The 16,042-nt window shown below is 72.7% G+C and carries 13 protein-coding genes; 7 read left to right on the top strand and 6 right to left on the bottom strand.

Annotated features, from left to right (window positions below):
• Positions 1–8: 8 nt before the first annotated feature.
• Positions 9–1,088: an epoxide hydrolase family protein gene (locus BMX74_RS19885; RefSeq protein WP_091102067.1), complete on the top strand. Its 1,080-nt coding sequence runs from the start codon at positions 9–11 to the stop codon at positions 1,086–1,088.
• Positions 1,089–1,106: 18 nt separating this feature from the next.
• On the opposite strand, the gene BMX74_RS19890 is transcribed toward BMX74_RS19885, so the two are convergent.
• The 3 genes from BMX74_RS19890 to BMX74_RS19900 form a co-directional block, all read right to left on the bottom strand.
• Positions 1,107–3,728: a phosphoenolpyruvate carboxylase gene (locus tag BMX74_RS19890; RefSeq protein WP_091102069.1), complete on the bottom strand. Its 2,622-nt coding sequence runs from the start codon at positions 3,726–3,728 to the stop codon at positions 1,107–1,109.
• Positions 3,729–3,796: 68 nt separating this feature from the next.
• The gene (locus BMX74_RS19895) at positions 3,797–5,362 is read right to left on the bottom strand and encodes a hypothetical protein (RefSeq protein WP_055506603.1); all 1,566 of its coding nucleotides are present in this window, start codon (positions 5,360–5,362) and stop codon (positions 3,797–3,799) included.
• The gene (locus tag BMX74_RS19900; protein WP_091102072.1) at positions 5,359–6,132 is read right to left on the bottom strand and encodes an ABC transporter ATP-binding protein; all 774 of its coding nucleotides are present in this window, start codon (positions 6,130–6,132) and stop codon (positions 5,359–5,361) included. Before BMX74_RS19900 ends, BMX74_RS19895 begins: the two co-directional genes overlap by 4 nt.
• A gap of 36 nt (positions 6,133–6,168) precedes the next feature.
• Here BMX74_RS19900 and BMX74_RS19905 point away from each other — a divergent pair, with 36 nt between their 5' ends.
• From BMX74_RS19905 to BMX74_RS19930, 6 genes are all read left to right on the top strand, one after another.
• Positions 6,169–7,758: an acyl-CoA carboxylase subunit beta gene (locus BMX74_RS19905; protein WP_055506601.1), complete on the top strand. Its 1,590-nt coding sequence runs from the start codon at positions 6,169–6,171 to the stop codon at positions 7,756–7,758.
• Positions 7,755–7,955 (top strand): acyl-CoA carboxylase subunit epsilon, encoded by a 201-nt coding sequence (locus tag BMX74_RS19910; protein WP_082535400.1) that lies wholly within the window; start codon positions 7,755–7,757, stop codon positions 7,953–7,955. Before BMX74_RS19905 ends, BMX74_RS19910 begins: the two co-directional genes overlap by 4 nt.
• Before the next feature lie 125 nt (positions 7,956–8,080).
• Entirely contained in the window at positions 8,081–9,004 is a 924-nt protein-coding gene (locus tag BMX74_RS19915; protein ID WP_236715044.1) for an NYN domain-containing protein, read from the top strand.
• Between the two features lie 62 nt (positions 9,005–9,066).
• The gene (locus BMX74_RS19920; protein WP_091102073.1) at positions 9,067–10,473 is read left to right on the top strand and encodes a DNA-3-methyladenine glycosylase 2 family protein; all 1,407 of its coding nucleotides are present in this window, start codon (positions 9,067–9,069) and stop codon (positions 10,471–10,473) included.
• Positions 10,470–10,976: a methylated-DNA--[protein]-cysteine S-methyltransferase gene (locus BMX74_RS19925; protein WP_091102076.1), complete on the top strand. Its 507-nt coding sequence runs from the start codon at positions 10,470–10,472 to the stop codon at positions 10,974–10,976. The genes BMX74_RS19920 and BMX74_RS19925 overlap by 4 nt, the downstream gene beginning before the upstream one ends.
• 170 nt (positions 10,977–11,146) lie before the next feature.
• Complete coding sequence (locus BMX74_RS19930) at positions 11,147–11,578, top strand: MarR family winged helix-turn-helix transcriptional regulator (protein WP_055506597.1); 432 nt, start codon at positions 11,147–11,149, stop codon at positions 11,576–11,578.
• A gap of 21 nt (positions 11,579–11,599) precedes the next feature.
• Here the strand turns inward: BMX74_RS19930 and BMX74_RS19935 are convergent, their stop codons facing one another.
• From BMX74_RS19935 to BMX74_RS19945, 3 genes are read right to left on the bottom strand one after another with little or no spacing between them, the layout of a single operon-like run.
• Positions 11,600–12,526, bottom strand: coding sequence for a hypothetical protein (locus tag BMX74_RS19935; RefSeq protein ID WP_177227435.1), 927 nt, complete (start codon positions 12,524–12,526; stop codon positions 11,600–11,602).
• Positions 12,523–13,257, bottom strand: a complete 735-nt coding sequence (locus tag BMX74_RS19940) for a hypothetical protein (protein ID WP_143078700.1) — start codon at positions 13,255–13,257, stop codon at positions 12,523–12,525. Before BMX74_RS19940 ends, BMX74_RS19935 begins: the two co-directional genes overlap by 4 nt.
• 29 nt (positions 13,258–13,286) lie before the next feature.
• Positions 13,287–16,013, bottom strand: coding sequence for a BTAD domain-containing putative transcriptional regulator (locus tag BMX74_RS19945; protein ID WP_091102079.1), 2,727 nt, complete (start codon positions 16,011–16,013; stop codon positions 13,287–13,289).
• Positions 16,014–16,042: the final 29 nt, after the last annotated feature.

A 16,042-nucleotide genomic window follows, 5' to 3' on the forward strand; every position in this document is an offset into this window, starting at 1 on the left:
ACTCCCCCATGACCATCCGCCCCTTCCGCATCGAGATCCCGCAGGCCGACCTCGACGACCTCAGGGCCCGCCTGGCGATGACCCGCTTCGCCGGCGAGATCCCCGGCGCGGACCAGGGCGTGCCGGTCTCGCGCGTCAGGCGCCTGGTCGCCGCCTGGCGCGACGCCTTCGACTGGCGCGCCCAGGAGGCCAGGCTCAACGCCTACCCGCAGTTCACCACCGAGATCGACGGGCAGACCATCCACTTCGTGCACGTCCGCTCCGAGAACGAGGACGCCCTGCCGCTCGTCCTCACCCACGGCTGGCCCGGCACGTTCGTCGAGTACCTGAACGCGATCGAGCCGCTCTCGCGCCACTTCCACCTGGTCGTCCCGTCGCTGCCCGGCTTCGGCTTCTCCGGGCCGACCCACGAACTCGGCTGGGACAACCTCCGCATCGCCAGGGCGTGGGCCGAGCTCATGGCGAGGCTCGGCTACGAGCGCTACGGCGCCGTCGGCAACGACGCCGGCTCGATGATCTCGCCCGAGATCGGCAGGACCGACCCCGAGCACGTCGTCGGCGTGCACGTCACCCAGCTCTACTCCTTCCCGAGCGGCGACCCCGCCGAGTTCGAGGGGCTCACCGAGGAGGAGCAGGCCGCGCTGGCCGTGCTCGACTGGTTCTGGAAGGAGAAGGGCGCCTTCAACGTGCTGCACTCCCAGCAGCCGCAGACGCTCGCGCACGCCATCACCGACTCCCCCGCCGGGCTGCTCGGCTGGCTCGTCCAGCTCTTCGACGAGGACCTCGACGACGAGTTCGTGCTGACCAACGCCTCGATCCACTGGTTCACCGGCACCGCCGCCTCCGCGCTGCGGCTGTACTGGGAGAACGCCCGCGCCGAGCAGCCGAAGGAGCCCACCACCGCGCCGACCGCGCTGGCGATGGCCGAGGGCGACTTCGCCAGCATCCGGCGCTTCGCCGCACGCGACCACGCCGGCATCGTCTCCTGGCGGACGCTCCCGGCCCCGGCGCACGGCCACTACACCGCGCACACCGCGACCGGGGCGCTCACCTCCGACATCCGCGACTTCTTCGCCGGCCTGCGCTGATCACCGGCGGATGGCCGATCAGCCCGTGTTCTGCAGGCCCGCCGCGACGCCGTTGACCGACAGGAGCAGGAGCGTGGACAGCCGCTCGCGCTCCCGCTCCGACAGGTCCTCGGTCCGCAGCGAGCGCAGGGCGCGCAGCTGCAGGTGCGACAGCGCGTCCACGTACGGGTCGCGCAGCTGCACGGCCCGCGAGAGCACCTTGCGGTTCTCCAGGAGCCTGGAGTGCCCGGTCACCTGGAGCACCAGGTTCCGCGTCCTGTCGTACTCCTCCAGCACCTGCTGGGCGAAGTCGTCCCTGCCGCCGAGCGCCAGGTAGCGCTTGGCGATCGAGCGGTCGGTCTTGGCCAGCGACATCTCGGCGTTGTCGAGCATCGCGTTGAACAGCGGCCACTCGGCGTACGCGGCCCGCAGCTCGTCCAGCGACGACACCGCCGCCAGGCCCGTGCCGAGTCCGTACCAGCCGGGCAGGTTCACCCGGGTCTGCGCCCAGGCGAACACCCACGGGATCGCGCGCAGGTCGTCGAGCGAGCGCGGCGCGCCCAGGCCGCGCCTGGCCGGACGGGAGCCCAGCCGCAGCGACCCGATCTCCTCCAGCGGGCTGACCAGCGCGAACCACTCGGCGAACCCCGGCGCCTCCGTCAGCGCCCGGTACGCGCGCTCCGACGCCGACGCCACCTGCCTCGCCAGGTCGCGGAAGCGCTCCGCCGCGGCGGCCGTGCGCTCGCCCACCGTGGGCGACGAGGCCAGCAGCACCGCGTTGGTCACCTGCTCGATGTGGCGGCGGGCGATGGCCGTGTGACCGTACCGGGCGAAGATGACCTCGCCCTGCTCGGTCACCTTGAAGCGGCCCGCGACCGAGCCGGGCGCCTGCGCGAGCACCGCGCGGTTGGCGGGGCCGCCGCCCCGGCCCAGCGCGCCGCCCCGGCCGTGGAACAGCCGCAGGCGCACCCGGTGCTCGGCCGCCCACGCGGTCAGCGCCTCCTGGGCCTCGTACAGGCGGAGCGTGGCGGCGGCCGGGCCCAGCTCCTTCGCGGAGTCGGAGTAGCCGAGCATGACCTCCATGCGCCGGCCGGTGGCCTCCAGCCGCTCGCGCACCTGCGGGATCTCCAGCATGCCCGTGAGCACGCGCGGCGCGTTCTCCAGGTCCTGGCCCGACTCGAACAGCGGCACCACGTCCAGCACCGGCGCCCGGCCGCCGAGCGCGTGCCGGGCCAGCTCGTACACGGCGGCGACGTCGTCGGCCGAACGGGTGAAGGACACGACGTAGCGGGAGCAGGCGGCGGCGCCGAACCGCTCCTGGATCCAGGAGATCACCCGGATCGTGGCCAGCACCTCCTCCGTGCGCTCCGACAGCTCGCCGCCCGCCCGGCACTCCTCCAGCGCCGCCGCGTGCACCTGCGAGTGCTGGCGCACCTCCAGCTCCGCCAGGTGGAAGCCGAACGTCTCCACCTGCCAGACGAGGTGCTGCAGCTCGCCGTACGCCTGCCGCGGCGCGTGCGCGGCCAGGGACTCCTGCGTCAGGCGCAGGTCGGCGAGCAGCTCCTCGGGCGAGCGGTACGCGAGGTCGAGGTCGCGCCTGGCGGTCGCCGCGATGCGGTTGGCCACGAACAGCAGCCACTGGCGGTGCGGCTCCCTGGGCGAGCGGGTGGCCAGCTCGGAGACCACCTCGGGGTGCGCGTCGATGGCGACGGCCAGCGCCGTGCCCAGCTCCGGCGAGGCCGGGGCGAACTGGGCCGAGGCGGTCAGCGTGCGGGCGATGCGGGTGCAGGCCGCTTCCAGCGCGCTCAGGACGTGCTCCGACTGGATCTGGACGGCCTCGCGGGTGACGCGGGCGGTGACGTTCGGGTTGCCGTCGCGGTCGCCGCCGATCCAGCTTCCGTACCGGATGAAGGGCCTGGCGAGCGGCGGGCGGGTACCGGTGCCCGCGGCGAGGGCGGCGTCGAGCGAGCGGTAGATCTGCGGCACCATGCGGAACAGGGTCTCGTCGAAGGCCGCCATGGCGGTGCGCACCTCGTCGAGCGGGTCGAGCTTGGTCGAGCGGAGCTGGGCGGTGCGCCACAGCAGGTCGATCTCCTCCAGCAGGCGCCGCCTGCTCTCGGCGCGCTCCGAGGCGCCGCGGCCCGGCGCGTTGTACTCGGTGAGCTGGCCGCTGACGCGCTGGATGGCGGTGACCACGGCCCGCCTGCGCGCCTCCGTGGGGTGCGCGGTGAGCACGGGGTGCAGCTCCAGGCCCCGCAGCAGCTCCTCGACGCGTTCGCGGCCCAGCTCCTGCACGGCGTGCGCCAGCGACTCCCGCTGCACCCTGCCCTCGGTGTCGCGCTCGCGCAGCGTGCGGATGCGGTAGTGCTCCTCAGCCAGGTTGGCCAGGTGGAAGTAGCACGTGAAGGCACGCGCCACCTCGACGGCCCGCTCGATCTCCCAGCCGGCGACCATCTCGGTGATGACGTCGGCGGAGACCTCCCCCCTGCGGGCGGCGATGACGGCCTTGCGCAGCCGTTCGACGTCGGCGAGGAGGTCGTCCCCGCCCTGCTCGGCGATGACTTCGCCGAGCAGCTTGCCGAGCAGCCGCACATCGTGGCGCAGCTCGGGCGGCATCTCGGTGACAGCGGCGCTGCGGTGCTCAAGCCCCTGGTCAATCATGTTTCGAAGGGTAGCGAGTCGCTCAGAACGACCGTAGACCGGTCTCACCAAATGGACTAGACCACTGGTCACGCGGCCTTCGAGACGGCCGCCACCAGCTCGGGCAGGCGCGGGAAACCGATCTTCGCGGCGAGGCGCGTGCCGGCGATCTCGACCGCGAGCCCGTACACGGGGGCGAGGACGCACACCCAGACGAGACCAAGCACGATCGGCAGCACGAACGGCAGCGACAGCAGCACGACGGTGAGCATCGCGCCGAGCGACGACGCCAGCGCCTGCCCGCCCTGCCCGGGTGCGGCGCTGTTGAAGGCGTTCACGCGCTCGGGCACCGTGTACGGCATCAGGACACTGGTCACCGCGCCCACGCCGAGCCCGATGCCGAGCGCGCCGAGCCCCGCGAGCAGCGCCGGCACGATCATCGCCGGGCTGCGGGCGTACAGCCCGCCGCCGACGGCGACGACGGCCAGCAGCGGCCCGGCCAGCAGCAGGTTGGCCAGGTGCCGCCCGGCCAGGTCCACCCGCAGGTCGCGTTCCGCGCCGAACGCCACCGCGTTCATCCACAGCGACCGGCCATCGATGCCGAACGCGTTGCCCGACTGCAGGGCGATCATCAGCGCCGCCACGGAGGTCAGGACGATCGGCAGCCACGGCCCCGCGCCGTCCGGCGAGCCGTTGGTCAGCGAGAACACCAGCACGACCGTGACCACGACGGCCGAGAACCAGCCGACGCGGAACTTGGGCTCGCGCCTGATGTACTTCAGCTCCTTGGTCACCACCGCCGCGAGCGGCCCGTCGGGCAGGAGACGGTCGACCAGCCCGCCGCCCTTGCGCACCGAGGCGGCCTGGGTGGAGGCGTCGGGCGTGACGAGCGCCCGGCTCAGCGCCTTGATCCACAGCCAGCCCAGCGCCGCGACGACGAGCGCGAGCACCGCAAGCTCGGCCAGTCCTGTCAGGCCGCCGTCGGCGATGGCGTGCGCGGCCAGGCCAGGCGGCGTCCACCTGAGCGCGCCGGACAGGCCGCGCAGCATCGCGAGCGGGTCGCCGAGGCCGCGGTTGACGAGGAGGTTCGGCAGCTGCGCGAGCACCACGACGAACAGCGCTGCCACGGCGAGCACGTCCCTGCCGCGCCTGCTGCGCAGCGCGCTGGACAGCGAGGTGGTGATCAGCCTGGACGCGACCAGGCAGAGCGCGAACTGCAGCAGCACGGCGGGCACCCCGAGCAGCACCCCGCCGACGCTCCTGGCCAGGCCGACCAGCGCGCCGGACGTGACGATCAGCATGGCGACCGGCCAGACGCCGGTGGCCGACGCCGTGAACATGCCGACCGCCAGCTCGCGGGTGCGCAGCGGGAACAGCGACAGCCGCGCCGGGTCGAGCGTGTCGTCCAGGCCGAACGCCAGCAGCGGCACGATCATCCAGCTCACCAGGAACGACGCGAACGCCACGATCGTGATGTCGGCGGCGACGTCGGGCGGCGCCAGCCTGATCAGGCTCATCAGCGCGAACCCCAGCACCGCCAGGCCCGAGGCGACCAGCAGCGTGAAGACGAACCCCAGCTTGCGCTGGAGGTCGCCGCGCAGGTTGCCGCCGAGGAGCCGGATCTTGAGCTGGGCGAAGAGGAGCGCCGTCTTCACCGGCCCTCCTGCGGCCTCGCGCCGAGCCAGCTCAGGCCCGCCTGGTTGTGGTGGCCGCCGCCGACGAGGTCGAGGAACGCCTGGTTGAGGCTGCGGCCCGCGCGCACCTCGTCGATGGGGCCCTGCGCGACGATGGCGCCGCCGCTCATCACCGACACCCAGTCGCACAGGCGCTCGACCAGCTCCATGACGTGGCTGGAGAAGATCACCGTGGAGCCGGAGGCGGTGAACCCGCGCAGGACGTCGGTGAGGGTGTTCGCGCTGACCGGGTCGACGCCCTCGAACGGCTCGTCCAGGAAGAGGACGGACGGGTTGTGCAGCAGCGCGGCGGCGAGGCCGATCTTCTTGCGCATGCCGGTGGAGTAGTCGACGACGAGCTTGTCCGCGGAGCCGGTGAGATCCATCACGTCGAGCAGCTCGGCCGCCCGCTGCTCGACGTCGGCCTTGGGGATGCCGCGCAGCCGGCCGTTGTAGAGGAGGAGTTCGCGGCCCGACAGCCGCTCGAACAGCCGCAGGCCTTCGGGCAGGACGCCGATGCGGGCCTTGACCTGGACCGGGTCGCGCCACACGTCGAAGCCGTCGATCTCCGCGCGTCCGCCGTCGGGGCGCAGCAGCGCCGTGATCATGCTGAGGGTGGTGGTCTTGCCCGCCCCGTTGGGGCCCACGAGTCCGGCGAAACTGCCCGCGGGGACCACGAGGTCCACTCCCGCGACCGCTGTCTGCCTTCCGTACTGCTTGTACAGGCCGTGGGTACGAACCGCGTCCGTCATGGAACCACTCTATGAGGAGGGATTACCCTTGCGCGCATGACGACAGCCGCGGAGCCCATGCCAGAGATGCCGGACATCCACACCACCGCTGGGAAGATCGCCGATCTGGAGCGGCGGCTGGAGGAGGCCGTCCACGCCGGGTCCGCGGCGGCGGTGGAGAAGCAGCACGCCAAAGGCAAGATGACCGCCAGGGAGCGGGTGCTCGCACTGCTGGACGAGGGCTCCTTCGTCGAGTTCGACGAGTTCGCCAGGCACCGTTCGACGATGTTCGGGCTGGAGAGGAGGCGGCCCTACGGCGACGGCGTCATCACCGGGCACGGCACGATCGACGGCCGGCAGGTGTGCGTGTTCTCGCAGGACGTCACGGTCTTCGGCGGCTCGCTCGGCGAGGTGTACGGCGAGAAGATCGTCAAGGTGCTCGACATGGCGCTCAAGACCGGGTGCCCGATCATCGGCATCAACGAGGGCGGCGGCGCCCGCATCCAGGAGGGCGTGGTCGCGCTCGGCCTGTACGCCGAGATCTTCAAGCGCAACGTCCACGCCTCGGGCGTGATCCCGCAGATCTCGCTGATCATGGGTGCGGCGGCGGGCGGGCACGTCTACTCGCCCGCCCTGACCGACTTCGTCGTCATGGTCGACCAGACCTCGCACATGTTCATCACCGGACCCGACGTGATCAAGACCGTCACCGGCGAGGAGGTCACGTTCGAGGAGCTGGGCGGGGCCCACGCGCACGCCACGAAGTCAGGCGTGGCCCACTACCAGGCGGCCGACGAGAGCGACGCGCTCGACTACGTCAGGGCGCTGCTGTCGTACCTGCCGTCCAACAACCTCGACGAGGCCCCCTCCTTCGAGGCCGCCGCCGACCTGGAGCCCGACCCCGACCTCGACACGCTGATCCCCGACTCGGCGAACCAGCCGTACGACATGCACCGGGTGATCGAGCACGTCCTCGACGACGGGGAGTTCCTGGAGGTGCATGCGCTGTTCGCGCCCAACGTCGTCGTGGGCTTCGGCCGGGTGGACGGGCAGCCGGTGGGCGTCGTGGCCAACCAGCCCATGCATTTCGCCGGATGCCTGGATATCGACGCGTCGGAGAAGGCCGCCCGCTTTATTCGAACATGTGATGCCTTCAATATCCCGATCCTGACTTTTGTCGATGTACCGGGATTCCTCCCGGGGACCGACCAGGAATGGAACGGCATCATCCGCCGTGGGGCGAAGCTGCTCTACGCGTACGCCGAGGCCACGGTGCCCCTCATCACGGTGATCACCCGCAAGGCGTACGGCGGCGCGTACGACGTCATGGGCTCCAAGCACCTCGGGGCCGACATCAACCTGGCCTGGCCCACCGCCCAGATCGCGGTCATGGGCGCGCAGGGCGCCGTCAACATCCTCTACCGGCGCGAGCTGGCCGCCTCCGACGCCCCGGACGCCGAGCGCGCCCGGCTCGTCACCGAGTACGAGGACACCCTCGCCAACCCGTACATCGCGGCCGAGCGCGGCTACGTCGACGCCGTGATCCGCCCGTCCGAGACCAGGCCGCAGGTCGTCAGGGCACTGCGGGCCCTCAGGAACAAGCGCGCCTCGCTGCCGCCCAAGAAGCATGGGAACATCCCGCTATGAGCGCTCATCTGCGGATCGTCCGCGGCGACGCCACGCCCGAGGAGATCGCCGCCCTCGTGGCCGTGCTCGCCGCGCGACACGCCGAACCGGAACCCCTTCCGCCACGCCGACGCCAAACATGGCGAAACCCCGCCAGAGCGATGCGTAAGCCCGTCGCGCCAGGGAAGTCGGCTTGGCGGACGAGCGCACTGCCCTAGATAGATCCCGGGAAACGGGTGTCAAGTTCCCCGGGAGTTGGGACTATCTAGAGAAAGTAGGCGTATATAGTCAGCCGATCAACTAACACCGCGGCCTGGAGGACGACATGGCCATCCCAGACCTCATGCCGCATCCTGTGGCAGCGAAGTACGCCGTCCTAGTGGATGTCGGTTATCTGTACGCTGCCGCAGGCGAAGTGCTGCTCGGCGCGAAGGAACGCAAGGAATATCGGGTGGCCGCGGATGAGCTCATCCAGAGTCTACAGAAACATGCAGAGGAACGTATTTCCGGCGAACTCCTGCGGATCTATTGGTATGACGCCGCCCGTGACCGTGTGCCGACCGTCGACCAGCGGGTGATCGCCCAGCTTCCTTGGGTCAAGGTCCGTCTTGGCAACCTCAACGCCCGCGGCCAGCAGAAGGGCGTCGACGCGCAGATCAGGAGCGACCTGGAGGCGCTGGCCAGGCACCACGCCGTCACCGACACCATCCTGCTGGCCGGCGACGAGGACATGGTGCCCGCCGTGGAGGCCGCCCAGGCGTACGGCGTGCGCATCCACCTGTGGGGCGTCGAACCGCCGTACGGCACCAACCAGGCCGAGCGCCTGGTGTGGGAGTCCGACACCGTGGAAGTGATCTCCGCTGATTTCCTGAGGCCGTTTTTCAGCCGCGCTCCCCAGCCCGTCCCGGTCACGCCGCCCGCCGCCGCGCCCTCGCCCGCGCAGGTCTTCGCCGGACGCACGCCCGTCAAGCCGCACGCCAAGCCCGGCCAGGTCGCCAAGCTCGGTCCGAGCCGCCCCCGCGTCGAGGACGTCGGCGAGCACGTCGCCCAGAAGTGGATCCTCACCCGCGGCCGCGACAACATCCGCGACCTGCTGCCGGGGCCGATCCTGCCGACCGTGATCGACACCGAGCTGCTCATCGAGGCGGAGAAGGAGCTGGGCCACTCGCTCAGGCCGTTCCCCGAGGCCAGGGTGTGGCTGCGCGACGGGTTCTGGGCCCGCGTGTACCGCGAGTTCGACCTGGGGGTCGGGGTCTCGTCCAAGTAGGCGGGCGTCCAGGTCCGATTCCCGCCAGCCGTGCCCTGCGGCGTGCGCGTACTGTCGAAGGCATGTCACCCCTTCAGCTCGACTTCGACGCCTGCTACCGGGCGGTCTCCGCGCGGGACCCCCGGTTCGACGGGCGCTTCTACACCGCGGTGACGACGACACGCATCTACTGCCGCCCGATCTGCCCGGCCCGTACGCCGTCCTCCAGGAACGTACGGTTCTACCGGCACGCCGCCACGGCAGAGGCGGCCGGGTTCCGCCCCTGCAAACGCTGCCGTCCCGAGCTCTCCCCCGGCGACCCCGGCTGGGACCTGCGCGGCGACCTCGTCGGCCGGGCGCTGCGCCTGATCGACGACGGCGCGGCCGACGAGCAGGGCGTCGCCGGACTGGCCAGGCGGCTGCACATCACCGAACGCCACCTGCACCGGCTGTTCGTGGCCGAACTGGGCGTCGGGCCGCTCGCCGTGGCCAGGACGAAACGCCTGCTGCTCGCCAAGCAGCTCCTCACCGAGACCGCGCTGCCCGTGACGGAGGTGGCGTTCGCGGCGGGGTTCGGCAGCGTCAGGCAGTTCAACGCGACCATGCGCGAGACGTACGGGTTCACGCCGAGCGAGCTGCGCGCCACGGCCGGAGGTCCGCGGGCGCGCACGTCGCCCGACGCGGGGTCCGTGACGCTGCGGCTGCGCCTGCACCGGCGGGAGCCGTACGACGCCGAGGGCGTCTTCGCCTTCCTCGCCGCCCGCGCCGTCCCCGGCCTCGAACAGGCCGACACGACGTCCTACAGCAGGTCGGTCCAGGGCGGGACGATCACGCTCACCCCGCGCCCCGGCCACATCGCCCTGGACGTCGCCGTGGAGGACACCCGGCAGCTCGCCCGCGTCGTCGCCCGCTGCCGCCGCCTCCTCGACCTCGACGCCGACCCCGAGGCCATCTCCGACGTCCTCGGGCACACGTCGCTCGAACCGCTCGTACGGGCCCGGCCGGGGCTGCGGGTGCCGGGCGCGTTCGACGGGTTCGAGCTGGCCGTACGCGCCGTCGTCGGCCAGCAGATCTCCGTCGCGGGCGCGCGCACGCTCCTCGGCAGGATCGTCGCCAGGGCCGCCGCGCCCGGCGGGCTGTTCCCCACCCCGGAACGGCTCCTCGACACCGACCTCGGCGGACTCGGCCTGACCAACCGCAGGATCGCCACGCTCAAGGACCTCGCCGCCCACCTCGCCGACGGCCGCCTCGACCTCGACGGCGGCCAGGACCCGGCGGAGGCCGTGGCGGCCCTGCTCGACGTCCGCGGCATCGGCCCGTGGACCGCCGGCTACATCGCGCTGCGCGCGCTGCGCGACCCCGACGCCTGGCCCGCGGGCGACCTCGTGCTCAGGAAGCGCATGGCCTGCCTGGGCATCCCCGAACACCACACCGAGCGGTGGCGCCCCTGGCGGGCGTACGCCGCCCTGCACCTCTGGAGCTCTTCATGATCATCGCACAGGTCCTGCCGACCCCGGTCGGCCCGCTGTCCCTGCTGTCGCGCGAAGGCGTGCTGGTGGCCGCCGGATTCACCGGCGACGTCACCGGCATGTTCGCCAGGCTCACGCCGTCCCTCCAGGCGGAGGGCCTGGAGACGACCGACGACCTCGGGCCCGCCGCCGACGCCGTCCGCGCGTACCTCGGCGGCGACCTGGAGGCGCTCGACGCCGTCCCGGTCGAGCAGCCGGGCACGCCCACGCGCAAGCGCCTGCACCAGGCACTCCGCGAGGTCAAGCCGGGGACGACCATCTCGTACGGCGAACTGGCCGAGCGCGCCGGGCTCCCCAGGACGGCGGCCCGCGCGGCCGGCTCCGCCTGCGCCCAGAACCTGATCGCCCCCTTCGTCCCCTGCCACCGCATCCTTCCGGCGGGCGGCGGCTACGGCGGCTACCTCTACGGCGTCCCCGTCAAGGAATGGCTCCTGTCCCACGAATCTGGACAAGCCAGGTGGTGAGCTCCCGCAGGGCCGCTTCCCGGGCGCGACCAGATCGGCGGGAAGGCGCTGATCGCGAGGGCGAGCGGGGCGAGAGGCATAGAATACTCCTCGGACGACGTTAGTAAGCGAGAGCATTATTTGCACGCGCTAACCAACTGTCGATTCACCGACGTCGAGGAAGGTGTCACATGCCCATCGCCGATGACGCCGTCGAGGCGCGCGCCCAGGGCTGGCGCACACTCGCCGCACTGCACGCGAAGATCGAGGACAGGCTGGAGAAGGCGCTCCAGAAGGAGTTCGAGCTGAGCGTGAGCGAGTACACCGTCCTCGACGCCCTCGCCCGCCAGGACGGCTGGCACATGCGCATGCAGCAGCTCTCCCGCGCCGTGGTGCTCAGCCAGAGCGCCACCACCCGCCTGGTCACCCGCCTGGAGAACCGCGGGCTGCTCAGGCGGTACCTGTGCGAGGACGACAGGCGCGGCATCTACTCCGAAGTCACCCAGGCCGGACGTGAGCTGCTCGACCGCGCGGGCCCCACGCACGACGCGGTGCTTCAGGAGGTGCTGGCCGAGGCGGCGAAGCAGCCCGAACTGGCCCCGCTCGCCGCCGTCATCGCCTGAGCGCCCCGCCTCGGCGCACGCCTACGGCTTGACGTTGCTCTGGATCTCGCCCACCTGCACGTCCCGGGTGGTCTGGACGCGTACGGGAGCGAGCTGCGCCTGCGCCGCCTGGCCCGCGATCTCGACCGGCCACTCCGAGGTCACCGTGAGCCGGTAGGAGGTGCGCGGCTGGTCCAGCGACGCGCGCAGGTAACGCACGCCGCAGGTGAACTGCCCGCCCTTGACGTACGGCTTGCCGGAGGCGCCGCAGCCGTCCTGGCGCACCTCGGCCCGGTCGGAGCCGGCGCCGGGGTCGATCGTGATGCCCTTGAGCGTGGCGACGACGGTCACGCTCATCACGCCGGGGATCGTCGCCGTGACCGAGCGCCGCGGCCGGCCCACGCCCTCCAGCCAGACCCAGGTGGGCAGGTTCACGAAGCTCTTGTCCTCGGGATTGAGCTTGACCGTCGGCTCGGGCACGGTCAGCGCGGCCCTCGCGATCTCGGCCAGCCGCTGGACGGTGATGCCGGACGGCGGCGTGGTGTTCGGCGGCACGAACACGAACAGCTCCAGCCCGCCCCAGCAGGCCGGGCCCTGCGGGTCGCCCGCGTCGTAGGCCGGCACCCACCAGAGCCCGGGCTGCCCGACCTTGTCCTTGAACTGCTGGATGTACTCGAGGAAGCCCCTCTCGTCCGCGATGATCCTGGACGCGTTGCCCCTCGGGTCGCTCTTGAGCTTGAACATGTCCTCGGCGTTGAGGAACGGCTCGTACCAGCAGGGGCTCTTGATGCGGTAGCCGTCCCCGCGGCCGCCCTTCACGTCGCCGGAGAGCTTGATCTGCGAGAAGGTCAGGCGCACCGAGGTGGTCCTGCCCTTCTGCGAGGCGTCCACCTGCGTGCCGCCGCCGCCAGGGTCGTTCTGGAGGAGCAGCAGCCCGGCGGCCAACACGGACAGGAGCGGCCTGATCATCTGCAGCCTCCTTCGCCTGGGACGAACGCCCTGATCCGCCAGCCGCCCTCGGCGTCGCGGTGCGCGACCACGCTCAGCGGGTACGGCGTGCGGGTCCACGCGGGCTGCCGCGGCACCGGCTTCCCCGTGCGCGTGTCGGTCAGGCGCAGGCGTGACTCGTCCACGCACGCGCTGACCTGCGCACCGTTGCCCTGGCGGGACACGACGCGCAGGTCGTACAGCCGGCCCGTGCCGCGCAGCGACCGCTCCTGGTCGGCGAACTCGGTCACCCACGCCGTCGCCTTCAGCGCCGCGTCCAGCTCCAGGCCCTCGTTGTAGCGGGGCTGCCCCTCGACGACCGCCCGGCGCGTGCCGACGTAGTAGTCGGCGATCACCTTGAGCAGCGGGTCGGGGGCGTCGGGCCAGTCGATGCGCACCCGCAGGCCGTCGGCCACGTCGAGCGTCTGCGTGCCGGACGCCGGGGCGCTCGTCGGCGTCGCGGGCGACGTGTGCGGCGACGTCGCGCTCGCGGACGGCTCGGACGGCTCGGACGGCTCGGACCGGGAGCCGCTGGTGACGGGGGCGTCGGCCGCCTCCCTCGGTGTGAACGGTTTGTCCTGCTGGGCGCAGCCCGCGCCCAGCAGGACCGCCGCCAACGCCACGGCGAAGGCCCGCCCGCGAACGCCCGGCACCGGGCGCCGCCCAGGACCGGTCTCAGGACGCGGCGTCCTTTCCCGCGTGATCCCTCTCATGCCACCTCCCTGGCGGGGACTCCCCCCGCTCATGCCGACGACTGCCGCACCACGTGGATGCGCCACGTCGGCAGCAGCTCCTCGATCAGCGCCTCCGTCTCGGGCGCCATGCCGCCGCCGTACGGGTGCGAGGCCGCCCGGCGGGTCAACGCCTCGACCACGGCGCGCAGGCGGACCACGTCGCCGGTGGCGTGCGTCGCCCGCAACAGGTCGCGCCAGAGCCCCTCGTCGTCGGTGGCGAGCAGCAGCGCCGCCCGCACCGCCGCCACCGCCGCGTCGGGCTCCCCCTCCGCCAGCCTGATCTCGCACAGCCGGTGCGCCGTGTCGGCCACCTCGGCGGCCACGTCGTACTCAAGGGCCTCGGCCGCCAGCCAGGCGTAGCGGCCGGGCGGACGGCCGCTCAGCAGAGGGCCGCGCACCAGGGACAGCGCCCGCTCCAGCAGGACCGCCGCCGACGGGCCGGTGTGCGAGCGGCGCACCATCTCGCGGAACAGCATCCAGTCCGTACGCACCCGCGGCCCGAGCACGAGCCTGCCCGCCTCGTCGACGCGCAGGTGCTCGGGGCCGAGCCAGTCGGCGACCCTGCCGATGGTGGCGTCCCTGACCATGTCCTGGACGCCGCGCGGCCACAGCACCCCGCCCAGCACCACCGGGTGGACGCCTCCTGGATGCGTGGCCAGGTAGACGAGCAGCTCGGTGGCGAGCGCCATGCGCCCCTCCTCCAGCGGGGGCAGCCCGGCGATCTCGACGGGCCCGAGGATCCTGATCTCGACCGCGGGACGCTGGAGGGCCGTCAGCGGCTCGGGCGCGGTGACCGGCTCGCCGTCGAGCCGGTCGGCGGTGCGGAACAGGTCGACCAGCGCCCGGTAGTGGCGGCGCGGCAGGAGCTGCGCCTTCACCTCGAAGCCCAGCTCGGGGATCCTGGCGAGGCCGTCCTCGGTGATCTCCAGGGTCCAGGTGGCGTGGGGGACGTCGCCCGCCACCACGTACCCGGCGGTGTCGCGGCGGGCCAGCAGGGCCAGCCGCCTGGCCTCCTCCTGCGTGGGGGCGACGGCCGACAGCAGGTAGTGGGCGACCCGCGGGCTGCCGGAGACGCGCCCCGTCAGCACCTCGCCGCGTGGCGCGGCGCCCGCCTCCAGCTCGGGCAGCACCTCGGCCAGGCCGCCGACCGCCCTGATCCGCTCGGGCGCGATCGCGGTCAGCTCGTCGCCGAAGCCGACGAGGGTGACGCGCATGCGGTCGGACCAGCGGTTCGTCGCCAGCTCGACGGCGATGGCGGCGAGCGCCGCGGTGGTCCGCGGACCGCGTACGTTGATCAGGCCCTGCGCCGCCTCCAGGTCGACGAGCACCCTGCCGCTCGCGTCGGTGCCGATCGAGACCAGCCCCGGGTACGGCGCGCCGCCCGGCTGGTCCTCCAGCAGGCGGGCCTCGTGCGCGGGCAGCCGCCAGACCTGGCCGCCGTCCTGCGCGGTCCAGGGCGCGGGCGGGTCGGCGTCGGGCGGGTGGATCCACAGGTCGAGCGTGCGCGGCGACAGGTGGGCCGCGTAGACGGTGGGCGGCACCCGGCGCCTGGCGGCCAGCTCGGCCCCGAGCAGCCGGAGCCCGACGTCGAGCACGCGCGCGCCCGGCGCGTCGGCGCCCAGCCTGAGCGCCGCCTCGGCGCGGGCGGCGTCATCGGCCGGGGCCGCCAGCCTGCGCCCGAACACCCGCCGCCACAGCTGCTCGCGCCGCCTCCTCGCCAGGACCACGAGCAGCCCGGCCGCCGCCAGCGACGCCCCCGCCAGGTAGTCGGCCAGGTCGAACGTGGCGCCCTGCTCCTGCCCTGCCTGCCGCGACGCCGTGTCGCGCCGCTCGGTGCGCTGCTCGGTGCGCTGCTCCGGCATCCGGTGCTTGGCCTCGCGCTTCTGCGTGACGCTCTGCTCGGCGTTGCGCGCGACCGTGGCGTCGCCGCCGACGTGGGCGCGCCCCGGGTGCTCGCGCAGCGTCTGCCTGCGCGGCTGGTCCACCGGCACGACGTGGACGTTCTTCGCGTCGTCCGGCATGTCGAGCACCCAGCCCGGCCTGATCAGGTCGGCCATGCGCAGACGGCTGCCGTCGGGCTGCTCCTTGGCCTGGTTCAGGCGGTAGATCTCGGGGTAGCGCCGCCCGTCGCCCAGGCACTTCTCGGCGATCTCCCACAGGCTCTCGTGGTGGCGCCCGTGCGGCGGCTGCACCACGTACACCTTCTTCGTCCTGGGCGCCTCCTGGACGTGCTCGACGATCGGCGCGGCGTACGCGACGGTCGTGACGGCGGGCGTGGCGGGCGCGGGCGCCAGCCGGGCGATCGGCGCGACCATCGCCCCCGCCGTGAACAGCAGCAGCGCGGCCGAGACGAGCTTGTTGGCCAGCGCCTGGGTGCCGCCCGACAGCGGCACGCGCGCCGGCATGCCGACCCTGCGCACGCCCGCGTACACCTCGACGACCACGCACACGAGCAGCTGGAACCAGGCCAGCCACACCAGCAGGACGAGCACCGCGAGGATCGTGCTCGGCCCGACCTGGCTGGTCAGCACGCCGAGGTCGAGCAGTTCGGGCGAGACGGGCGGCCCGACGAAGGTCAGCAGCGCGTACGGCACGCCGCCCACGAGCGCCACCAGCGCGACCAGCGCCGCGAGCCCGGCGACGACGTCGCCGGGCGTGCGCCCGGGGCGCGCCCGCGAGGGCGTGCGCCGCCCGTGAGCGCGCGCCTGCTCGCGCGGAGGCTGTCGCGGGGGCATCGTCTCTCCCTTCTGCCGTCCAGCGTCAT

It is taken from the genome of Nonomuraea pusilla, from assembly GCF_900109355.1.
Classification (GTDB): Bacteria; Actinomycetota; Actinomycetes; order Streptosporangiales; family Streptosporangiaceae; genus Nonomuraea; species Nonomuraea pusilla.